Below are 23,680 nucleotides of genomic sequence, written 5' to 3' on the forward strand. Positions count from 1 at the left end.
AACTGCTTTTTTTCTGTTGATTTCTATTCCATTATACCTGTTGGTTCTCATTTGCATGACGACAGCCAGGTTATGTTGCAATTCATTGCTGGATTGATGTTTTGATGTTTATACTGGATTAGGTTAAGGGGCGAAATGGCAAAAAATCCACAGACGGCGTTGCAAAGAGTCAAAAAAAATCTTGACACGAATATGCACTGTGATTAGATTGATCCCAGAAAGTAACAGACCCGGCTGGTTCGGGCCTATATGTATATTGTGTGAAACGAGGACAAACGCTGTAACAAGCGTGTTTTCAGTCAGGCGGATTGATACGGGTTGCACAGACGCCTGGCATGCTCGATGCAACCTGAAAAGGAGAAAAAGGTATGAAAAAATTTGTATTGTTAGCAGTAATTGCAGCGTTAGCGTGCGGCGGTTTGTTTGGTGCTTACAAAGTAAGGATCATTACAAATGTGCCGGACATCTATGACATTTATCTGGGTGCTACTGACGTAGGAAACACAGCCCCCACGCCCAACGTAGTTGATATCACCAGAGCTACAGCGGCAGAATTGTATGGGATTTGGAGTCTTGGAGCACCGCCTCCTGGAATGGTATGGGAACCTCTGTCACAAGCGGTTAACGCGAGCAGCTCCTTCTGGCCTGAAGGTAGTGATTTAGTCCATGTTATTTCATTCAACCTTCGTCCGCCTGAAACTACCCCAGTCGAGTTGAGCAGCTTCACAGCAACCCTTACAGCTCTGAATGACGTACAGATCAATTGGGTAACTCAGTCCGAAAGCAACATGCTTGGATACCGTGTTTACCGAAATGAGTCTTTGTCCGAGATCAATGCAGTGCTGATCACACCGACCATGGTTCCTGCCAGCAACACCAGTCAGCAGCACAATTACACAGTTGTGGACAATGAAGTTGAGATTGGCGGCACCTATTACTACTGGCTGGAGAGCGTGGATGCCAATTCCAGCATGTTCTTTGGTCCTGTCGGCATCAAAGTCGAAGGCGAAGTGCCTCCGATCTATCCGGAAGCCACCGCCCTCAAGAATGCCTATCCGAACCCCTTCCGCGCCAACACCAGCACAAACATCGATGTTGAGTTGAAAGAAGGCGAAAACGGAACCGTGACCATCTACAACCTTCAGGGCAAAGTCGTGAAGGTTTACAATGTCACCCCGGGTTCCCACACCATCACCTGGAACGGCAAGGACAGCAATGACAATGCCTGCAGCAGCGGTATCTACCTCTACAAGCTGAGCACTCCTTCTGCCAACGCCACCAAGAGAATGGTCATCATTAAATAACCCGTATTTCGATACCAAATATAAGTCCCGGTGCAAACCGGGACTTTTTTGTGCCCAGGTTTTGGCGGGCTTGAATCGACGCGGGACCGGATACGCTGAAGAAACGCCTGTGACCACTTTTCCAGTACGAAGAGTGGATGAGGGAAGGGTAAGAAAACCTGGCAAAAAAAGAAAACCCGTCCTGCAGAAAGCGGGACGGGATGGTTGATTGTTTGTAGGGAAGCTAACTCAGCTTCTTATGGCAGAGCCACCAAGCCAGGCATTCGTAGTCACCGGTTTTGGCCCCTTCCATTCTCTCCCTGGCGCCGTGCACGTCTTTGGGAGGCGGGATGATCACGCTGTCACCGAACAATTCGCCTTTGGGCCAGTTGGCTGGCATGGCAACCTTGTTCTTGTCGGAAACCTGCATGGCTTCCACAGCCCTTAGGATCTCGTCCATGTTACGGCCAAGTTCCTGGGGATAGTAAAGCATGATGCGGATGGTACCCTCGGCGTCGACTATGAAAACAGCGCGAACTGTGTTTGTGTCTTTGCCGGGATGGATCAGGCCAAGCTTATTGGCCACGGCACCGGTGTCGGCGATGATGGGGAACTGGATTTCCACGCCGAATTTTTCCTTGATCCATTCTTCCCACTTGATGTGCGAAAACACCTGGTCCACGCTCATGCCGATCAATTCGCAGTTGAGGGCTTTGAACTTTTCATAGCGCTGCTGAAAGGCCACGAACTCTGTGGTGCAAACGGGGGTGAAGTCAGCCGGGTGGCTGAACAGCACGAACCATTTTCCTCTCATATCGTCCGGCAGGGTCATCATGCCGCGGGTGGTGACAACCTTCATTTGGGGGAATTTGTCGCCCAGAAGCGGTATTCCATGTCTTTCGTTTTCCATTGTATACTCCTTTGGTTGATTTGATAACATACTATTGACATGATACCCAGAATGTTCTTCCAGGCAAGATATGTTTTACGTCAACCTTCGGCTTTGGCGATCACACCCTGGACAAAATCTTGCAGTATGCTGGCAGATTCGGTTTTGCCAAAATCATAGATGAAAGGCCTGCCTCCGTCACAACTGGCGGTGATATTGCTGTCGAAAGGCAGCCTAGCCAGCAGGTCCACATTATAATCCATCAACGCGTTGGCGATTCCGTCACCGCTGAACAGTTCCACTTTTTCACCGCAGTGGGGGCAGGCGACCCAGGACATGTTTTCGACCAATCCCAGCACCGGCACTCCCAGTTTTTGAGCAAAGTCCAGATTTTTGCGAACATCCAGCAAAGCCACATCCTGTGCCGAACTCACCACCACAGCGCCATCCACCCGGCCCAGCAGTTGGACCACGGAAAGCGGCTCATCTCCGGTGCCAGGAGGGCAGTCAATGACCAGATAATCCAACTCGCCCCACTCCGTGTTTTGGATCATGTCTTTCAAAGCGCTCATTTTCATGGGCCCTCTCCAGATGAGGGCGGAATCGGCATTATCGATCAGATAGGCGGTGGAGAGGGCATGGAAATTGTCGTGCAGCCGCACTGGCAAAATCTTTCCCTCTGTATTTACAGAAGCTCTGGAGCTTTCGCTTCCGGTCATTTTGGCCACCGAAGGCCCATGCAGGTCTGCATCCAACAGGCCCACTTGTTTTCCTGCCAAGGCCAGGCCATAAGCCAGATTCACGGCGATGGTCGATTTTCCCACCCCGCCTTTGCCGCTCATGACCATGATCCTGTGTTTGATGCCACTCAGATCGACTTCGGCTTGCTTTTCTTTTGTCTCCTCCGTCATTTGTTCTCGTCCTCAAACTTCGCAATCTGCTCATTCAGCCATTTGAGCTGCTCTTCCAAATTCTGTTTTTCAGCTTCCAGGATGGCTTTGTTATACGGATGAGTTCCGCTCTCCTGCCAGGGGGCTGCATTTTGCCAGTGTTTCGAGCCACCCCTGAACCTGTTTTGCCGGCCCCGGCCAAAACAGCGTCCGCGGCCAAAGCCTGGACCTCTGCCAATGGCCTTGCCAAAGCGTCCACAAGGCCCCAACCCTCTTCCTGGGCGTCCATCCCTGAAGGGTCCTGTTCCATCATAATTAGGCATTTTATTCTCCTTAATCAGTTAATGTTTAGTTTCCAATTCAGCCTCTTCCGCTGTTGGTAAGAGGCAGAGTGTCTCAATCGCTCTGAGGCAGTTTGCCGTTCTTGTAAGCCTCATAGGCCTCGCGAACAGTCATTCCCCCTGCTCCTGTGAAGATTCTCAAATCCATCTGGCTCAGGATGGCGGCGGCATTGCCTCCGGGACCGTTTCCCGTGATCAGCACCTGTGGTTTGAACTCAAATAAATTTTGCGCGGTCTGCGGCCCGGCTCCGTGAGCGACTTTGATTATATTCCGGTTGTCAAAGCTGCTGATCTCATCTTTTTCCTCATCATAGAAGATGATGAAATCCGCTCGCCCGAACCTGGGATCGATTTGCGCGTCCCAGTTCGTGCCTGCGCTGGTGAAAGCTATTTTCATTGTAACTCCTTGATTATTGTTTGCCAGATCTTGGTGAACCTGGGCTGCCATTTGGCTGGGTTGAATTCCACCAAGCTCTGGCCGAGTGTGATGGCTTGGGAAAATTCTTCATCGTAGGGGATCTCATCCACCTGCAGGATGTCTTTTCCTTGGATATAAGCCCTGATCTTTTCAGTGACCTCGGGATTGATATCCGACTTGTTGATAAGGCATCCTGTCGGGATTTTGAACTGCTCGACAAGCTGATTTACACGCTGCATGTCTCCCAGTCCGGACAGTGTAGGTTCGGTTACCAGCAACACAAAGTCCGCTCCCGATAGTGAAGAGATCACCGGACAGCCGATACCGGGGGAACCATCCACCAAAATATAATTCATGCCTGTTTTCCGGGCAATCTCTTTGGCGTCTTTCTTCACCTTGGCCACCAGTTTGCCAGAGTTGTCTGCCCCAGCCTCCAGCTTGGCGTGAACCAACTGGCAATCATATTTGGTATCGGAGATGTAGCAGTAGCCAACCTGTTGTTCCTGCAGGTCGATCGCGTCCACAGGGCAGATGTGATGGCAGTAACCACAACCTTCACAGTCCAGCGGGTCGATCCTGTAAACTGATCCCTGATGGCACACGGCGTCAAAGCGGCAAATATCCTGGCAGAGCCCGCAGGAGCTGCATTTATTGGGATCGATCACAGCCTTGACCCCGCTGAAAAAAGCTTCGCTCTTCCGCGTTTCCGGTTTCAAGATCAGATGCAGATCAGCCGCGTCAACGTCACAATCCGCCATCACTGTCTGGGAAGCGATCGTGGCCAAGGCCGCAGCGACAGAGGTTTTTCCTGTGCCGCCTTTGCCGGAGATTATGACTATCTCTTTCATTCGGCCTCCCTTTTCATCAAATCCAGTTTATCCAGAATGGAGTCCAGGCCTTCCCGGAATTCCTGCACTTTGGGATAGATGAGCTCACCTCGGGAATACAATTCCGCTATCTTGCATTGATTGGGGAAGATAGCCCAGACAGGAAGCCGTTCAGTCTCACAAAAGCGTAACACTTTATCGTTGCCGATCCCCCAGCGGTTGATCACCACAGCCATTCTTTTATCCAGTTGGCGCATCGCCTCCACAGCCAGCTCAAGGTCGTGAAGGCCAAAGGGTGTGGGCTCGGTCACCAGCAGAACAAGGTCCGCGTCGCCGGTGGCGGCGATAACCGGGCATGACGTTCCGGGAGGGCAATCGCGAAACTGATATTCTGGCTCCGGCAGCTTGTCGTTCATGTAGGCGATGGTCTGTTTGATCATGGGCGCAGACATTTCTTCTCCGACGTCAAGCTTGCTTTCCAGGAAAAAAAGCTTACCCTGCTCAAATACGCGCATCCAGCCTAGCGGTGTATTCCGCATGGGAAGGGCGTTCACGGGACAGAGTTCACTGCAGGCAAAGCATGAATGGCAAAGCTTGGGCAACACCATGATGGTTTCCCCCAATTTGACCACAGCGTGGAACTGGCACACCTCAGCGCATTTGCCACAAAGCGTGCAGGCTTCTTTTTCCCAGTTGGGAACCGAACGGAAAAGCTGTTGTTCTATAAGCTTGTTTCCACTGATGAAGATGGAACTGTTTGGCTCCTCCACATCCAGATCGGCCAGCACCACATTTCGTGTTTCAGATGCCCGCAGAGCCAGATTCACCGCCAGGGTGGTTTTCCCTGTTCCACCCTTGCCGCTGGCAATGGCGATTATCATCAATGGTCACACCTGTTTTGGCCGGATTCCAGATTCCCTTGCAGATATCGATCCACCAGTTCCTTCAGCGGCAGGTTTGGAACACCCACCACCACGGTGATGCCGTTTTGGCTCATCAGTTCCTGGGCCTTGAAGCCCATGCCCCCGGCAATCACCACATTGCAGCCAAGTTTGTGCAGAAAAGCCGGATGCGAGCCCGGTTCGTGCGCTGGTGGATCTACAATTTCCTCTTTCAGGATCTCTTTGTTGTCGATGGTGTAGATGGCGAATTTCTCGCAATGTCCGAAATGCGAGCTCAGTTCTCCATTGGTTAATGGTATGGCTATTTTCATTTCTTGCTTCCTTTATTGTTTTTTCAGTTTTTCATTTTGCTGATAGCGGCTTCCGTGATTTTACCATCACATATTTGGTGGGCGTTTTCAGCTTTCTTTTTCCAGTTCGCCGATCCTGTCATCGATCCAGCGGATTTCTTCTTCCAAAGCCTGCTTGCGTTCTTTAAGCTCTTCCAGGGCATATTCGTAAACATATCCTTGTTTTGGAAGAGAGTTTTTGCCGGCTTGTCCCTGGCCAAATCTGTTGCGGCATCCCAAACCGCGTCCGGGCCGGCCTGAGCCCCTGGGTCCTGTTCCGTCAAATCCGGGCATTTCTACCTCCTCGGTGGCATTTTTTGCACTTATGGCATTGATTTTGGTAACAATCGCCGAGAGATATGAGATGAGGCGATGTGCAGACTGGGCAGTGAAAAACATGCGGCGTGGCGCTTTCCGTGAAGGCTCCGCAATCCTCGCAAAGCCAGTCATGTTGTTTCAGCCGGATGTCGCCGCCTTCGATCAGCAAGAGGGCGCCCTCCACCAGCGCCGAGGCGAATTTCCGCCGCGCCCGGTCGTAGATGCGGGTAAGCGTGGGCCTCGAAACGTTCATGGCCTCCGCGGCCTCCTCCTGGGTGAGGTTTTCGTGGTCCAGCAGCCGGATCGCTTCATACTCATCCAGCAGCATGATTATCTTCGGGCGCTTTCCCCCGATCCGGCCAAAGGGCCGAAAACCCTTCACCGCTGGTGTGGCTAAAACCTGTCTAAGAATTCTGTTTCTACCCATTGTCTTCTCGTTTAATGAACATATGTTCAAAATCTGGAGCACCGGCTTTTCTGTCAACACATTTCTGCGGATCCATGCAACGCCCTGGCAATGAAACTCTTGCGTGACAGGGGATGTATCTGCGCGGCGCAGTAATGGCCTGAACCGTGTCAGACTCTATTTCTCCACCGGTTCCGACGTTTTTTGTTCTTTGTCAACCCGGTGAGCTGTCTTTCTTGAGGTTTTCCACCTTCATTCCGCGAAGATTCTTGGTCGCCCGGGCCAAAAGGCTTTTCAAGTTCATTTGGGGTTGGAAAAACATGGTTCGAAGAAGCGATGCCGGCTGGCCGTTAAGGCCCTTTTAAGGATTCCGGATGCGCCTCCCGCACAATACCCGCATTTGATGCGAGGATTTAACGAGGGGCGTGAGAGGGGGAAAGGAACGAGCGCTAAGGGCCTGACTAACGGGATACATTGAGGTGGATAAGCAATTTTGGCTTTTTTTCAAAACAAGTGGATGCGGATTCCCAACCGGAAACAGTCTGAAGGGGGTACTTATCTTATTTTAGGTTCCCTTTTTAACGGAGTGGGCCGCCCTATGGGCTCGATCAATCAAAGATTACCAGTTTGGTTTGGAAGAGAGTCTTATTGTAACAAAAGCCTAACGCTATCCTGGGTTCCAGCCCGCTCCGGTCTGGGATATGGAATGTAGGGCAATAAAAAACCCCGGATATTGGCATCCGGGGTTCAGGATTATTCAGGGGGGACTTTATTTCAGCAGCACCGCCTTGCGGAAGAAGCTTTCCGTGCCGGCGGTCATGTGAATATGATACACTCCGGTGCCGCAGTCGCGGCCCTGGTCGTCGCGGCCGTCCCACTCAGTTTGGTGGTGGCCTGCGGCTTTATCGCCGATGGGGATGCGGCGCACCAGTTGCCCGCGGCTGTTGTAGATCTCGAAGTTAACTGTGGCGCTTTCCTTCAGGCTGAAGGGAATGTAAGCTCTGGGATTGAAGGGGTTGGGATATACGGCACGCAGTTCGGTCACCAGCGGGATGTTGGGAATATCGGAACCGCCGCTTGTCCAGGCCACGGAGATGGGTCCATGGAAATCCACCGTGCCGTCGAGGTCCAGGTTTTGCAGCCAGTACCAGTAGGTTCCGTCCTCATATAGTTCGTTGTCAGTGTACATATAAGTCTGCTGCTGGGCCGTGTTGGTGGCGGGAATCAGCTCACTGAGGGTCAACGCGGTGGCCAAGTCATCCGTAGTGTTGCGCAACACGTAGAAGCCGGAAACCCCGGTCTCGGATTGGGTTATCCACATCAGGTTCACGAAGTTCGTGGCTGAAATGCTGGCTGTGAAAGAGGACAGTTCTACAGGTACAGGTCCCTCTATGTTGTAGAAAGCCCAGATCCTGTTATTGGTGGTGGAGCCCAGGGCATTCACGTTGGTCAAAGTCACATAGCCATTGGTCACAGTGGCGTCAGACTCATAGAGGGTCCAGGTGACGCCGCCGTCCTCGCTGTAATACACATCAACCGTGGGAACCGCGGAAGTCCACTCGGTTGGATTGTAGAAGGTAAGGTCCACACCGCCGGACTGGGTGCCATAGGTTACCCAGGTGGTGTTGAAAGTGTATCCGTTGCCTGTGCCATCCACATCGTACTGGGTGACTTTATCGATCTCCACGGCAAAATCGTCCACGTAATCCGTTCCCTGCCCGGATATATTGAACCATTCGGCATTGTAAACCAGGGCATAGCCATTGAAATACAGCCTGCCTGACTGGAATAGTACCTCGTCTTCCATTGTATTGTTGTCAAAATAGCCAGAGATGTATATATTCTGGGTCAGGGTCAGAGTGTATTGCGTGCCGGAATTCATGTAAACCAGCATGAAGTCTATAACACCATCAGCCGGAACTTCAAATCCGGTGGAGTAATTGCTGTTGCCAGAGGCGTAAAGCAGCTGGATAAAGCAGCCATCGGCGTAGGTGGGAATCTCGTCGAAACTGCCTGCAGGATTATCCTGCTCCACATTGCCGACCTGCACCACGGCGGAGGTTCCGTTGCTGCCCAGGGTAAGCTGGGAAGCGTTGGACACCTGGCCTGTGAAGAGGTTTATCCTGCGAACCGGGATTTGGTTGCTGCCGGCCAGAGTAACACCATAGATGTTTTCAATTTCCAGATTGGTGATCAAGCCGGTTACCGAACCGTTGTTGGTAAAAGTCTGGGCAGCATCGCCGTTGAAATACAGGTCACAATTAGCAGCAGAGCAGTTTATGGTGCCGGTGCTGTTGTTAGTAAAGTCGCCTCCTACAAAGAGTAGGGTGGAATAACCTTCGCTACTGCTGGAGCCGGCGTTCCAGGTGATGGTTCCGCTGTTTGTTACATCGGTGACCACCCCCAGCACAGCTTCGGAATCAATGATCAGCGCGCCTCCGGCTTGCACGGTCAGGGAATTGGCGCCGGCCTGCGATTCGTAATCGTAGAGGCCGTCATAGGGTGGATCGTAGGTCACGCGGTCGCTGTCCACAATAATTGTGTGGCCATTCTGGATCACCACATCATCTGCAGAAGTAGGCACTATACCGGTACTCCAGGTGTTCGGATCGCTCCAGTATCCGCTCTGCACGGAATAGCATTGCATGGCGGGGCCGTTGATCGTTACATTGTCTACCATCAGACGAAATTGGTCAGCAGCAGAATAGCAGTTGAAGGCAAAATAATAGAAGCCGGTAGTAGTGGGCACAAAATTGCTGGAAGTCCGGGCGGTCCAGGTTGTATTGGTCAGGTTGTTGTTATTCCATAAGGTAGTGGTTTGGGACGCCTTTGTCTGAGCTGTGCCCACTGTAACTTTCAATCTTTCCGGATAATAAGCACTGGCTACGCGTTGGTCAAAACCCACCCAGTAGGTTTGGCCTGCCAAGCAGTAAAACTTGACAGTGAAAGCCCATGTATCTGCGGCATAGTTTTGATCATACTCATACATCATGATACTGTTTGTCTGACTGCTTCCTGGTTCCCAGTACCATCCCCAATTATTGTTTCCATTGCCGTAGTTGATCACCGTCTCAAAGCCGAAGTTGTCTTCAAAGTCGTAAAGGGCGAGGACGGCCCTGCTATTTTTGTCGTCTGGGTCTGGGTATGAGGGTATCGCTTCCTTCTGGTAAGCGATACCTTCCGGATGCGTGGCAGCCGCTGCCGCGGAAAACATTCCCAACAACAGAACGAGCCACAAAATACATATAACATTCTTATGCAAAAGAGCCTCCTTAAAATGGCTTTAATATTTTGGTTAATTTCATTTGCAATCTAAATCCGCGTTTCCCCATCGATGGGTCCGTAACGCATGCCGAAGCTTATTTTCGTCTTCTTGCTCCCGCATTTTTGATGCTGCATTAATAAATAACACAGCTAAATATGGGTACAGTAACTTTCAGAGGCTAACTTGATGTCAAGGATTATCTCTCCATTTTCGTGTCTTTTACAGCAAAGAGAAATATATGAAATTAATTCATGTCCGAACTTATAAAACCTCTTTTCGAGCCGGGTAGGCTAGCCCGGAGGGGTGGTAATGTGTACCCGCTGAAATGCCCTGTTATTCAGGCTCTGAGCGTTCTCGCCCAGAGCCTTAATTGCCAGAAAGCATCGCTGCTATCCAGCCATTTTGCACACCCGATATCGTATGCTTGCCCCGGAAAACCCATCCGATTTGAAAAGGGCATAATGTGATGGAGGACAGTAAGATGGCATGGTGTTGAAGAATATCAACAGATTCAGCGAAAATCCATAAAAAAACGCCCCGGGGAATTCCCGGGGCTGCTTTTCATTCAACGCATTCTGCTCTGTCAGGATGCCGTGTGGCACTAATCCTGAAGCTATTCGCTCTATTTCATCATGATCATTTTCTGGGATTTGCTGTAGTCGCCTGCCTGCATGCGGTAGAAATAAACTCCGCTGGACAGGGGTTGGCGGTTGTTGTCCAGGCCGTCGAAGACCACCAGATGATTGCCGGCGGCTTTTGGTTCATCCACCAGGGTGCGGACAAGCTGTCCCTTGATATTGTAGATGCCGATGAGAACGGGTGTGGCATCCTTGACGCTGTAAGCGATGGTGGTGCTGGGGTTGAAGGGGTTGGGATAATTTCCCTTCAGTTCTGTTACCACGGGGCTAATCTGATCGTTGGAGGCCAGGGGCTGTCCAACTCCCAGCAATTCCACGCTGAGGGTGGGATTGGCCGGGTCGTCCGTATTTATCAGCAGGGTCACGTTTTGGGCGGTTTCGTTCAGCGGCGTGAAGCTAAGGTTCACGGTGAGGAAGGATTGGGCCGGCACAACAATGTAGATGAAGTTGGCGGGCGCGCCGTTGCCCTGTTGGACAGCAAAGGGCGCACTCAGTTCCATGGAGCCGATCAGAACGGCATCGCCGTTGTTGTGAACTGTGAAAGGCAAAGAGGCCGTTTCCCCGATGGTCACACTTCCGAAATCCACGCTGGTGGCATCCAGACTGATGGCCGGCGCTCCGGTGACGCCTCCGGTTGAGGGGAAGACAATGTCGTCAATCCAGGCGCAGTCGCTTCCCGCAGAACTGTAGCCGTCTTTCGCGTATTCCCAGGTGAAGATGTTCATGCCGGGTTGGACGTCATAGGTGACCTGGCTCCAGATATCGTTGCTGCCGGACCACTGGTTCTTCAACTGGTTGTTGATGTAGAACTTGAGGAAATCGTAGTTCTGTTCGCTGGAAACCTTTTTCCAGAAGGAAACGGTGCCAACGGCAGGGCAGTTTAGGGTCACGCTCATCGAGGTGCTCTGGTTGTGAGAGATGGTGGCGCTGCGTGCGGCGTTCGTTCCGTTATAGCTGCCGGATTCAATGGTCCAGTCGCCACCGGTGAAAGTCCAGTCGAAGGCTGAGAAATTGGTTTCGAAGTTTTCGGCAACGATGCCGGCGTTGACAACGTAGGCATTGGTGGAGACTATCTCTCCGGAAAAGAGCATGGTGTTGATATTGACAGTGGAGCCGCTGGGAATCTGGGAACTGAAGGTCACGAAATACTCAATGTAGCTTTCGCCGCCCGCGGGCAGGGCCGCGCAGGTAGTCTGCATAGGCTCGGAGACGTTCATTGCTCCGTCGATTACCATGGCAGTGGTGATTTCATTGGCTTGGGCGTGGCCGGTGTTGGTGTAGGGGAATTTGAGGGTCACGCTTTCGCCGGGATCGATCATGCCGTTGTTGTTGCCCAGAAAATCCTCGATCACTATCCCCCCCCAGGTGAAGGCTGGGGCGTTGAGGGTGAAACTGCGGTTGTATTCATAGGTTTCGGTGCCGGCGGTGGCCACGATGTGAATCTGAGCCACATGCTGGTCTGGAACGTTGCCAGCCACCTGAATGCTGAATCCGGTGACGGTGCTGCCGCTGGAGCTGGGGCCGATGTCCGCGATTGCTTCGCTGTTGCTCAGCACGGTGAGATACTGGTCATCGGTGCTGATGGCCACGTTCACACCGGTGGCGGTGTCTGTGCCCACGTTGTCCAGAGTCACATTCACGGTTATGGTTTCGCCGTATTCAGGGATGTTGTTGTTGTCGTCAGAGACAACCATGTCAGCCACGATCAGGTAGGGTCCGCTGGCCGGAAGCACTTGCACTGTGCCAAGATGGGTGACTTTATTGAAGGCTGTGATGGTGAGAGTGAGGTCCATCGGCTGCAGAGGCGGATTGGCCATGTTCAGGGTCAGGGAACCGGTAAGGTCCGCGATGCCGGTGGCATAGACAGTCCCGGCAGCGGACAGGGTTACTCTTGCGCCGGGAATCGTTTCCACCAGGAAGCTGCTCATGCCAAGGAAGAGCACGGGACTGTAAGTGGCCGTGAGGGTTTCGGGATTCTTGCTGCGCACCATCAAGGAGGCGTCGCCAAAGATGTGCCAGCATTTATACTCGCTGAACCCGTTGGTGCCGTAAACCTCTATCATCTTGGAGGAGCCGTTGTAAAACAATCCGCCCATGGTCTCTTTCGCTTCCGCGATCAGGAGGTCAGTAACCTCGTCCTGGGCGCGCATCGGGGGTGCCCAGCTTTGGTTGACGCTGCTGGCATACATACCTATGGCCCCGGCAGGAGCGTTCGTGTTCTCGTTCACAGAACGCAACCAGGCTTCGGCGAAGCAGGTCTGGCTAACGAAGTTGCCATTCACGCAGGCCACGCTGACGATGAAGGGCAGCATGTTATCGTTGGTGAGGGCGTTCACGTGGTTGTTGCTGAACCCGGTGGTGACCCAGGTAGTCTCTGACCCGTGGCCCACATAGTTGATGAATCCGCGTCCAGCGTTGACATTGGTGGCCACTTGGGTGGCAGTCGCCCCCATGGTTTGATACATCTGATCCACGCTTACATAGCCATAGTTCAATAGATCGGTGCGAATGTTTTCCATGTGCTGCTGGTCGCTTTCGCCCATGTCGCCCTGGCCGCCGCCGCCTTCGTTGGAGGCGATGCCCATGGCACGCTGGATCCAGTCGCTGCCGGCTTGGATATCCCGTTCATAATAGACGGTGCGCTGTACCTGGGTTTGCATTTCGGCTTCGTTTTGGGCGGAGAACCTGCCCACATAGATATCCGGATAATTATCAGCTCCCGCCAGCAAAGCATAGGAGGGGTCGGAACCGCCGCCACCGGATGAAAGGGACGGCACCTGGGGCGCGTCACCGAAAATCTGAACGAACATCAGGCCGTCGTTGAGGTCATACTGGTTTTGGATATAAGTCTTGATCTGGTTGGCGGTGGGGCCGGCAACCGTCACGTCCACCACATCCACCCGGTAGCCGTTCTGGCGTTTCCAATCCACCCAGGGCTGCATCACAGTATCGAACATTGAGTGCTTGATAGCCAGGATGCGTCCGGATTCAGCCAGGTCAGGATATTTGGCTTCGTTGAAATTGAGGAACATATTCCGGTAGATGCCGGCAAATTCGTTCGCGTGGGAGCTTTTTGCCACGGGCAGGGAATTGGTAAGGTCGGTGCCGGAAGCATCGATGGCCACGCTCAGCTTGGTGTAAACCCGCAGAGTTTGCGTTGCGGGAAAATATACAAAGGGTTGGAAGCGCACCGTGATGCCGCGGTAATCCCTTAAAATGAAAGGTTCGGTGAGGTAGGCGTTTTCCGTGGGCCAGGGCTGGTCGCCAAAATAGACATCGCCAAAGGTGTAGGGCACCGAATCCGGATCAATATCGCGGGTGAGGTTGCCTTTGGAAGGGGCCACCGGCATCTGCAGCTCCACATATTCACTATCCACCAGGCTGAGCCGCATCAGGGCGGTGTTGGGTATGATCACGCTGCGTGCCAGCACGGGCAGGGTAGGGAAGCCTGCTTCCAGGGTGATGCCTTCTTTCTTCAGGCTCAGCTCGTGCCAGGTTGCGCCATTTATAGTAACAGGCTTGGCGTCGAATTGCCCCAAAGTCAGTTCCATCACCATATGGTCAGGCGTGCTCTGGGTAAGGCGGATCTGGTTGGGCATACTCCCAACCGTCACCTGTTCCGCGCTCAACGCCATTCCCAGCGCTATAAGCAGGGTTATAAGCAGAAAAATGCGTTTCATCTTTTCTCCATGGGTCCATTTATAATTTATCAGGCCGGACTTATGTTGCCCCGGCCAGAGATATATTCAATATCAAAGTCGGGCGGCGCTTTGAAAACGCCGCCCGCGTAACACGTTTATTTCATTAACATCATTTTCAGGGTTTTGCTATAGCCGGGAGCGTCCATGCGATACATGTAAATGCCGCTGGATACGCCGCGGTTGCTGCTGTCCTTTCCGTCCCAAACCACTCTGTAATAACCGGCAGGCAGATTTCCATCCACAAGATCGCGCACCAGCTGGCCCTTGACATTGAACACGCGAACGCGCACGGGACCGGCTTCTTTGGTGGAGAAGCTGATGGTGGTTTCAGGGTTGAAGGGGTTGGGATAATTGCCTTCCAGCTCGGTGACCAATGGTATGGAGCCGGGATCGTTATTGGCTGTACCAGCCTCAACGCGCACGGGGATGATCACAGCGGGGGTGGTGGTGTCGTTGGAAGTGATTATCATCTCCAAATCGAGGTTGACAGCGGGATTGGGCACTGTGTAGGTGAGCGTGTAGGTGTGGCTTTGGCCCACGGGGATGCTGTAGGCGGAATCGTTTGCCACAGCGCTGCCATTGTGCAACAGGCCCATGCAGGATGGATAGCTGATGGTCCCGCTCAGGGGCACTGTGCCAAGGTTGTTGATCACGAAGTCAGCCGCGAGTTGGTCATTGGGCTGAACATTCAGGAACTTGATCTCGGTCTGGGGAACATAGATCATGGCCACTTCACCGCTGCCGGCGCTGGGGAATACGATGTCGTCGATCCAGGCGCAGTCGCTGCCGGAACTCACGGAAACATCCTTGCTATAGACCCATTTGAAGGTATGGGTGCCAGCGGAAACAGGATAACTCACTTGCAACCAGTCTTGGTTTCCACTCCAGGAACCGAGCTCTTCATTGTTTATGCTGAAACGGAGGAAATCCCAGCCATTTTCGGAGGAAACCTTACGCCAGAAGCTGATGTTACCAGCGGTACCAACGTTCATGGTGAGGGATAGTTCGGTGCTGCTGCTGTGGGAGATCGCGCCTGATTTGGCTCCGTAGAGGCCGCTGTGGGCGTTTGTAGAGCCGGACTGGATGGTCCAGGGCACGGTGCTGGTGTTTGTCCAGGGATAGGTGCTGAAATCGCCGCTTTCGAAGCCTTCGCCTGTTACGCCGATGGTGAGCAGGATGCAGTGGTTGATGTTCTGTGCGCCGGCGGAGATGGAAAGGCCGAGCGGAATCATTTCGCCGTTTTGCACCTGCGGGCTCAGGGAGGCGGTGAAGTTGATGGGAATTGTCACACCCACTGCCATGGGCGGCAGGGTGAAGCTGGTGGCGCTGAGGCTAACCTCGGGATGGTTTACAACGAGGGTGAGGGTGCCGCTGTCGGTGGGCATGTGGCCGTTGTTAACTATATCCACACTGATGGAGATGTCTTCTCCTGGCTCCAGGAAGCCATCGCCGTCCGGGTCGAAGAGGATGGGATTGCCGAATTGCAGGTGGGGAGCGTTCACAGTGATGCTGCGGCTGGTGACCCACTGGTTGGTTCCGTCTGAAACAGTTATGTCGAACGGAACGCTTGTCTGGTCCGGAATGGCATTATGGATCAGCACGCTGAACAGGTCTGTCTGGCTGGTGGTCCCGTTGGCGGGAATGTCGGGCAGGCTTTCAGTGGCTTCCAGGATGCTCACGTACTCGCAGGTGCTACTGAGGGTGGCGGTGAGGTTGGAGGCCTGCTGGATGCCCACGTTGTTGAAAGTAAGGTCCAGGCTGATGGTCTCGCCAGCTTCGGCGATGCCGTTGGCGTTGGGGTCGTTAACGGTGATGGGGCTTACGGTTACGTAGGGACCACTGTTCGGAACCACCTGCACGTTAGCTATCATCGGCTTGCGCAGGGAGCGCGTGAGCACGATCTGTGCGGTGCCGGGTTCGGTGAAGGGGGTGAAGTTCAAGGTTAACATTCCGGAGGCATCGGTAAGTCCTACGCCGTGCAGCTCGTTGTTCATGGAGATGGCCACATAGCTGTAGGGATCGGCGACCACATCCAAAGTGCCGAGGCCCAGGAACATCGTTTGCGGAGCCTCAAAGCTGTTTTGGGCGGGAATCCCCAGATAGGGAATGAGGCTGGGATCGCCCATCACGGAGTACACTTCCCAATAATAGTTGATGCGGTTGCTGTTGGACTGCACCACGGCCATGTTGCCCATTGACATGGCGGAGGCGGCGGTGCTGCCCCAATCCGTGAAGGCTTCGTTGTGGTCGTGGAACAAGGCGTCATAATAGCCCAGTTTGTTGGCGTCGTAAGCCGGGGCTTGCCCGTTCGGATTGGTTTTGAAGCCCACGCCCCAATAGTAGTCTTCATTCCAATAGGTGCTGTTGGTACCGCCGATATAGATCACACCGCCCTTGTTCGGGGCACGCAGCCATGCTTCGGCGAAGCAGATGCCGATGTCGAACGCGCTGGTGAGGCAGCAGTTGCCCACCACGAAAGCGCTTTTATTCACATTCTGCAAGTTGTTGATATCGGAGATGGTGAAAGTGGGGTCGGCCCAGGAGGTCTCGCTGCCGTGGGCTGTGTAGTTGACATAGCCCACGCCGTTGGAAACATTCGCCACGATGGCTGCGTCGGAGGTTTGGGAAGCCGGGTAAAGATAGGTGTGGGAGGTTATTCCGTGGGTGGGGTTGAAATAGTTGGTGGTGCCATAGTTGACCTGGCCATTGGCATGGGTGGGAGCCCAGTAGCTGTCTGCGCCGGCGATCATCACCACTTCTCCCAGATAAGCGTCGCTGGGCATGGTGTACATTTCGTGCATGAGGGTCTTGTTCACCTGGTTAGTCACCTCGGCCTCGGTGGTGGCGGAAAAGCGGCCAAAATACATCTCGGGCATATAATCCGAGCCCTGCAGACGCACATAGGTGAGGTCGGTCACGTGGCTGCCAGTGGAGCCGGAATTGGACGGCACCTGAGGCGTATCGCCCACGATCAGCAGGTAGGTGGGGGCCGGGTTTTCGGCGGTGGCTGCGTTCCAGATGTTCTGGATATAGGTTTTGATGGCGCTGGCTGTGCTGCCGGTCTCGGCGGTGGTGGCCAGGATAACGTTGAATCCCTCCTGCTTTTTCCAGTTCACAAAAGGCTGCATGGCGTTCACGAAGTTGGCAGGGGTGATGATCAGATAGCTCATCGGATAGCGGTTCAAAGACATTCTTTGGGGTTCGGGATTGAGCAATACGCTGCGCAGGGGGCCCTCAAACGCAGGGGAATAGGTGCGGGCGCGCAGCTCATCGGTGGCGATGTGGTCCGGATTGATGAACTGGACTTGCACTTCGGCGCTGTAGATCACCTCGATTTCGCCCCGGGCGGGGTTGTAGCGCACGGGCACAAAATCGAGAGCGAACAGTCTGTAGCCGCGCATGTGGCCCAATTCGGTCACGCTGATCGGGGCGTCGGTGGTCCAGGCATCGCGGTTATAAAAATCTCGGTTCACTTCAAAGGGAATCTTGGTCAGGTCAGCACTTTTGGAAACGGATTCCTGGCGTGGAAAAACGGGATAGTTCACACCCTCATCCGCCAGTATGAAGCTCTTCCTCAACAAGCTGGTGAAGCTTGGGACCACCTGCGCTCCTTCCGGAACGCTGATGATCTGGCGCATCAGGGGCAGCTTGGGCAGCCCGGTGTTATTGGTGGAAGTGTATTGGTCTACACTGAGGTCTGTAAAAACACCTTCCTTGGTCTGAACTTCCTGGTAGTCCAGTTTTTCAATGCTGTAGCGGACGCTCAGGCCGTCCCCGCTGCTGCGGGTAAGCTCAGCAGTGGTGGGAAAGTTTCCCAGTTTGATCGATCCTTGGGACGCGGCCAGAAACGCCGCCAATCCCAGGATTATGAGCATGATGAAAGTTTTCTTCATGTTCTCTCCTTAGCTTTGTATCAATGTTTTAAACTTGTATTCCTTAATATATGGCATCATGACGCAAGTTCAGTTCCGAAACAGGCTAAAGTTTTGAGCCTGTCATCTGGCGTGCCGCGCAACACCTTGCTCCACCGAATGATAGGACCTGTAAGCGCCACAGTTTCCGTTTGTGGGACGAATCTCTTCCACATCATTCAAATTAATCTATCAAATTCATTGGACCCAAGGAATCTGTCAATTTCTTTCTTTTGCCATCCGGCATAGGATTAACTTAAGAGAGGGTTTTTTTGCCGGTGGATACTCCTGCGTTGCTCTGTTCCAGCGAATGGTTCAGTCCTTTCACCCCGACCGTCATGGTCGCTACCGGTCCGGATATGCATTCAATCAATTCTATCAATTCATCAATTCCCTTTCCACGGCCCCTTTTCAAGCTTCCCGTCCAGGACCTGGATACAGGATAGCTAAGATATGGATAAATATACTATATAGATATAATATATACTAATTTAGTAGGTATTAGTAGTTATATAGGTATTTATATGGTATATATGTAGTTACTCTTAATTATTGTCCTGATTGGTATGCTCTGTCCATCACGGGGGCCGTATAAAGGGAATTGATGAATTGATAGAATTGATTGAACCGGAAAATCCCTCTCTCCGGCAGATGAGAAAAAAGCTCTCTTCGAACTGGGCGACCCACTCTTTTTTAAACATGGGCCAAAACTTATATTTCCGCTCAATAGCTGAATAGCGCGCTGATTTCCTCCCGGCTGAGGGAGGAGAGCACGTTCTGGGATTCGGAAACCACCTCGTCGAAAAGCTGCAGTTTGTGCTGTTGCAGGTTCATTATCTTTTCCTCCACGCTTCCTTTGGTGATCAGGCGAAAGACCTGCACCTTGCGGGTCTGGCCAATGCGGTGGGTGCGGTCCACCGCCTGGTTTTCAACCATTGGATTCCACCAGGGGTCGTAGAGGATAACGGTATCGGCGGAGGTGAGGTTGATGCCGGTGCCGCCGGTTTTGAGGCTGATGAGGAAGAGTTTGAGCTCCGGGTCTGTCTCAAAGCGCCTCACCTCGTCCATGCGGTTTTTGGTATGGCCGTCCATGTAGGCATAGCGCAGACCCTGGGCATCGAAGACGCGGCGGATGATCTTCAGCATCTTCACGAACTGGGAGAAAACCAGGATCTTGTGTCCGCTTGCCAGGGCGTCTGTAACCAGTTCCAAAAGGTGTTCCAGTTTGGCTGAGGCTTCCAGTTCCGGCAGGATGTCCGGGTTGGCCAGGTGGGGGTGGTTGCAGATCTGGCGCAGCTTCATCAGCGCGGCCAGGATGTGCACGAAGTTGAGGTTGGCGCTCTCCGGGGCGTTGAGCAGCTTTTTCTGCACCATGTCGATGATTTGGAGGTAGAGCTTTTCCTGCACGGGGTGCATCCGGCACCAGGAAACTTGTTCCTGTTTGTCCGGAAGTTCCAGCAGCACCTCTTTCTTGGTGCGGCGCAGCAGGAAGGGCGCCACCGCGCGTTTGAGCTTCACGGCGCCTGTTTCGGGCTCTTCCAAGAATTCCTGTTTGAAGCGCTTGAGGCTGCCCAGATAACCCGGGATGAGGAAGTCGTAGATAGACCAGAGTTCGGTGAGGTTGTTTTCCACCGGGGTGCCGGTGAGGGCCAGTCTGTGGCGGGCGGAGAGCTTTTTGATGGCGTAGGTGCGTTTGGCGGCAACGTTTTTGATGTTCTGCGCCTCGTCCAGGATTATCCATTCAAATTCTTTTTCCTTGAGGGCCGCGATGTCGTTCAGCACCACCGTGTAAGAGATGATGAAGAGCTTCGCGTTCGGGTCGCGCAGCAGCTCCAGCCGTTCGGCCTTGCCGCCTTCCACGATCAGGTAGGGGATGTTGGTGTGGAACTTCTCTATCTCCGCCGCCCAGTTGTAGAGCAGCGTTTTGGGACAGACCACCAGGCTTTGGCTGTCCTCCGGGGCCCAGTGGATGAGGGCCAGCGCCTGGATGGTTTTTCCCAGGCCCATTTCGTCGGCGAGGATTCCCCCCAGGCGGTAGTGCTGCAGCATCCGGATCCAGGCCACTCCCGCTTTCTGGTAGCCGCGGAGGATGGTTTGCAGATAAGTTGGAAGAACCATCTGGCCTTCAAGATGGCCGCGCACGAGGTCGCGGGAAAAGCTGTCCAGCCATTCGTCGCCCAACATGCGGAAAGCCGGGTTTTCCAGCATGTAGCGCTGGTAATAGGGCAGGTTCACCAGCCGGGAGCGGTAAACCTCGTCCGCCAGTTTTTCGCTGCGCGACAGCAGACGCTCGGTTTCGCGGAAGACCTCAGGATTGGAAATGAAGATAATGCGTCCGTCAGCGGTATGGAGGAAATCCTCTTCAGATTTGAAGAAGCGCCTCAGTTCCTCATGGGTAAAGTTTAGGTCCCGGTAGCGGTAGGAAACTTCATATTCGAACCAGTCGATCTCTTCGCTGCGCCTGGCCCGGATTTCCACCTGCAGCCCCACTTTCTGGATGAATTCGCCCCGCAGTTCCGGCGCGATTTCGATGTCCAGGGCCTCAGATTCCAGTTCAAAGAGGCTCTGGCGCAGCCTGGTTAGTTCTTCTCCGTCGCTGAAAACCAGTTGGGACTGGCGTTCCAGGCGGCCCTGCCCCGACCCGGGGATTCTGGCCGAGATCTGGCTCACCCGGTTGAAAATCTCCGGCGGCAGGTAAAACCAGGCGTTGCCGCCCCCACCGGCGTCAATATAGTCGCTGCGCACCAATGGCGCCGAGAAGCAGGTCACAGCCAGCGGTATCTCCAAAGGCTGTTCCTCCTCCCCAGAGCGCGGCGAGGGATAGATCAACCGGCCGGAGAGGGCAACATTGTCGCCCAACTTTTCCACTTTCAGGCGGACGCGCGGTTCGCCGGAAACTATCTGAGGGAGGTCGATGGAGGGGTCGAAATCCAGGTAAATGTCCTGTTTGCGCAGTTCGCGGTTGACCACGGTGCGCCAGTAGATCAGGTCCTTGGCGCTGAGCAGCAGTTCATGGCTGAATAGTTGCTCCAGGGTTTCGTTGCCCAGAGGCAGAAAGACGGGGCGTGCCTCGTTGCGGAAAAGCAGCCAGGTGGGAAAGCCGGGATAGACCACTGAAAGTTCATCCAGGATAACCGGGATGACGCGGTAGTTTTTCTTGCCGGCCGGCTCCACCCTCAGGCTGAGGGGATAGGGCTGGGAGTTGAATTTTAGCGGTTCCCCGGTCTCGCGCACCGTCAGCCGCCCATCCAAATCCTGCATCAGCACCAAGGCCGGGGCCAGGTCTTTTTTATAGAGCGACCAGAATTTCGCCTTGGCGCTGTAGGCGGCCTTGTGCGCGTTCAGATAGCGGAAGAAAGCCAGCTCGGAATCGGACAGCACCTCAAGTTGGGCCCGGTATTCCTCCAGTTTCCGGTTGGAAATTCCCTCGGGACGCCCTCCGCTCTCTATTTGCAGCAGCTTCGGCAGGTCCAGCCGACCGTAGGCGGAATGGTAGAAGCGCGCTTTGTCGGATTCCGGGTCATAAAGCCGCTCCACCTCGATCACGGCGCGGTCATGCTCCCCCCGCCAGAACTCACTGCCCCTCAACACACTGCCGTCGCAGGTTTCCACGGCGGGGCTGTCGAAGATGTCGGTTTTCAGGTAAAGATAGGCGTAACGCAGCACCGAGAGGTAGTGGCGGCAGCTTTCCTCATCCCGGCACTCGTGGCAGTGGTGGCTGGCCACGGTTTGGGAAACGGGGTCGTAAACGATGTCAAGCTGGGTGGCGAAAAAATCGCGGCGCTCCCCGGAAGCGATGAAATGCAGATGATACAGGCCGTTCTCGTCGATGGATTTCCAGTATTGCAGGTCGCCCCGGTCAAGGGCGATCACGGCATGGTTGAAATACCACGAAGCCGATTTTTCATGGTAATCCTTGCTGAACAGGCGGGCCATCTTTCCTCTCTGGTGCTTTAATCAGTCCATTGGCAAGCGGAAGTCCATTTTTGTCAACTTATTTCCGCTCTGATTTCCTTTTTTCTGCAAGTTTCAGGCCAAATTTCCTGTTTCTTCTGCCGCCCCGCGATCCGTTACCCACTATTAAAGAACTGGCAAACCGGGCTTTTCCGGGTTTTGCTGGGCTGCCCGCTGGCTTCGCCGTTTGCCCCTTCCAATTCACATCCCATTCACTTCCCGCTGACTTCCCGTATGAGCCACGGGAACTCTACGGGAGGCGAAAGGGAGGCGGAAGGGCAGGGGCAAAGGGCCTGACTGTCGGCAAAAAAGAATCCCGGAGCCAGAGGCAGCCGGGATTTGGATGATTATCAAACAGCGGTTAGAAACCGAACCAGGGGCCGATGCTGAAGCTGAGGCCGCGGAATTTGGTATCGGGCGAGCCGGAGATGGTGATATCGTCGCCGGCATCGGAATGGACCTTCCAGCCATTGTAGGTGGGGATTCCGCAGAAATAGCCCACTTCGGCGCGGAGTGAGAGCCAGGGAATGAGGTTGAGGATCAGTTCCGCCCGGGGCTGGATGATGAAGTATTCGCGCTTGAGGGTGGCGGTGAAATTGTTTTCGGTGAAGATTTGGGGCCAGGTGAACTCAGATTGGGTCTGGGTATAATAGACAGTGTGTCCACCCGCTCCAAACATCGCGCCCAGCGAGGCAGCGAAACCGTCGGTGATCAGGAAGCGCTTGTCCAGGGTGAGGCCGCCGAAGGAGGCTTCGTATCTCACGGAGGCGTGGGTGACTGGATCGACATCGCTGAACTCGTAGCCGGCGCCAACTCCGCCTAAGAAGAAGCCTTTGCCGATGTTGCCTTTGCCGGCGCCGCCATTCATGAAAATACCTTTGCTGCTGATGGGATTGAATCCGAAATCGTTGTTCTGGGTTTCGTTGTCGCCGATGCTGTTGAGCAAGCCGTTCACGTGTTCCATGGGCAGGATGGTATAGTAGGGCACCCAGCCTCCTCCGCCCCAGCCGAGGTCCTTTTTGCGGCTGGGTCTGTCTGTGGGGTCTTCAAGATAAGCGTCTTTGCGAATCACGCTGCCGAACCGCTTTCCCTCTTCTGGGCGCGGCTCCAGCACCAGTTCGAGGTCCGTTATTTCCACGTTTCGCCAAACGCGGAGGTTGATTTTCTGGCCGGGCCTCATCATTGAGCGCTGGCGGTCGAATTCCTCCATATTGGTAACCGGTTTGCTGTCTATCTCCATCATGATGTCGTTCTCTTTCAGGCCCGCCTTGTCGGCCGGGGAGCCTTTGGAGACTCCGGTCACGAGGATGCCGTAAAGGTATTTGTAGCCGAGTTCGTGGGCTGTGGGATAATCCAGGTCGTCCACGTAGATTCCGAAATAGACCGAAACCGGCTGTTCGGGCGCCTGGGTGGTCACCATTTCCATATCGTAATCATCGCCGCTTTGGGCGAACAAAGCGCCCAGCGCGAGAAGCAGGATGGCCAAAATGAGCGTCGCTCTTTTCATGGGAAACTCCTTGAGTGTTTTCAAAGGAAATAATAAGGCAGGCAGGGTGAATCACAAGAAAAAATAGTGGCCGGAACAGAATTGCCGAATTCGGAACAAAA

General features: G+C 53.8%; 15 protein-coding genes. 1 reads left to right on the top strand and 14 read right to left on the bottom strand.

Features of this window, described 5'->3' with window-relative positions; translation table 11 throughout:
- Window positions 1-821: 821 nt before the first annotated feature.
- The gene (locus GX466_01235; protein NLH92836.1) at window positions 822-1,304 is read left to right on the top strand and encodes a T9SS type A sorting domain-containing protein; all 483 of its coding nucleotides are present in this window, start codon (window positions 822-824) and stop codon (window positions 1,302-1,304) included.
- A 223-nt stretch (window positions 1,305-1,527) separates the two neighbouring features.
- On the opposite strand, the gene GX466_01240 is transcribed toward GX466_01235, so the two are convergent.
- From GX466_01240 to GX466_01305, 14 genes are all read right to left on the bottom strand, one after another.
- Window positions 1,528-2,193 carry a peroxiredoxin gene (locus GX466_01240; GenBank protein ID NLH92837.1) on the bottom strand — a complete coding sequence of 222 codons (666 nt, stop codon included), beginning with the start codon at window positions 2,191-2,193 and terminating at the stop codon, window positions 1,528-1,530.
- A gap of 80 nt (window positions 2,194-2,273) precedes the next feature.
- Complete coding sequence (locus GX466_01245) at window positions 2,274-3,083, bottom strand: Mrp/NBP35 family ATP-binding protein (GenBank protein ID NLH92838.1); 810 nt, start codon at window positions 3,081-3,083, stop codon at window positions 2,274-2,276.
- Window positions 3,080-3,385 (bottom strand): DUF5320 domain-containing protein, encoded by a 306-nt coding sequence (locus GX466_01250; GenBank protein ID NLH92839.1) that lies wholly within the window; start codon window positions 3,383-3,385, stop codon window positions 3,080-3,082. The genes GX466_01245 and GX466_01250 overlap by 4 nt, the downstream gene beginning before the upstream one ends.
- Window positions 3,386-3,458: 73 nt before the next feature.
- Entirely contained in the window at window positions 3,459-3,800 is a 342-nt protein-coding gene (locus GX466_01255) for a dinitrogenase iron-molybdenum cofactor biosynthesis protein (GenBank protein NLH92840.1), read from the bottom strand.
- Entirely contained in the window at window positions 3,797-4,669 is an 873-nt protein-coding gene (locus GX466_01260) for a 4Fe-4S binding protein (protein NLH92841.1), read from the bottom strand. Before GX466_01260 ends, GX466_01255 begins: the two co-directional genes overlap by 4 nt.
- A complete protein-coding gene (locus tag GX466_01265; GenBank protein ID NLH92842.1) occupies window positions 4,666-5,529 on the bottom strand; it encodes a P-loop NTPase in 864 nt (287 codons plus the stop codon). Before GX466_01265 ends, GX466_01260 begins: the two co-directional genes overlap by 4 nt.
- Entirely contained in the window at window positions 5,529-5,861 is a 333-nt protein-coding gene (locus GX466_01270) for an ATPase (GenBank protein NLH92843.1), read from the bottom strand. The genes GX466_01265 and GX466_01270 overlap by 1 nt, the downstream gene beginning before the upstream one ends.
- A gap of 87 nt (window positions 5,862-5,948) precedes the next feature.
- Complete coding sequence (locus GX466_01275) at window positions 5,949-6,173, bottom strand: DUF5320 domain-containing protein (GenBank protein ID NLH92844.1); 225 nt, start codon at window positions 6,171-6,173, stop codon at window positions 5,949-5,951.
- Window positions 6,160-6,624 carry a DUF134 domain-containing protein gene (locus tag GX466_01280; GenBank protein NLH92845.1) on the bottom strand — a complete coding sequence of 155 codons (465 nt, stop codon included), beginning with the start codon at window positions 6,622-6,624 and terminating at the stop codon, window positions 6,160-6,162. The genes GX466_01275 and GX466_01280 overlap by 14 nt, the downstream gene beginning before the upstream one ends.
- 748 nt (window positions 6,625-7,372) lie before the next feature.
- On the bottom strand, window positions 7,373-9,865 hold the full coding sequence (locus tag GX466_01285; protein NLH92846.1) for a T9SS type A sorting domain-containing protein: 2,493 nt from the start codon (window positions 9,863-9,865) through the stop codon (window positions 7,373-7,375).
- A gap of 625 nt (window positions 9,866-10,490) precedes the next feature.
- The gene (locus tag GX466_01290) at window positions 10,491-14,186 is read right to left on the bottom strand and encodes a T9SS type A sorting domain-containing protein (protein NLH92847.1); all 3,696 of its coding nucleotides are present in this window, start codon (window positions 14,184-14,186) and stop codon (window positions 10,491-10,493) included.
- A gap of 116 nt (window positions 14,187-14,302) precedes the next feature.
- Entirely contained in the window at window positions 14,303-18,100 is a 3,798-nt protein-coding gene (locus tag GX466_01295; GenBank protein ID NLH92848.1) for a T9SS type A sorting domain-containing protein, read from the bottom strand.
- 741 nt (window positions 18,101-18,841) lie between these two features.
- A complete protein-coding gene (locus tag GX466_01300; protein ID NLH92849.1) occupies window positions 18,842-22,054 on the bottom strand; it encodes a DEAD/DEAH box helicase in 3,213 nt (1,070 codons plus the stop codon).
- Window positions 22,055-22,433: 379 nt separating this feature from the next.
- Entirely contained in the window at window positions 22,434-23,579 is a 1,146-nt protein-coding gene (locus GX466_01305) for a PDZ domain-containing protein (GenBank protein NLH92850.1), read from the bottom strand.
- Window positions 23,580-23,680 lie beyond the last annotated feature (101 nt).

The organism is Candidatus Cloacimonadota bacterium, assembly GCA_012516855.1.
Taxonomy (GTDB): Bacteria; Cloacimonadota; Cloacimonadia; order Cloacimonadales; family Cloacimonadaceae; genus Syntrophosphaera.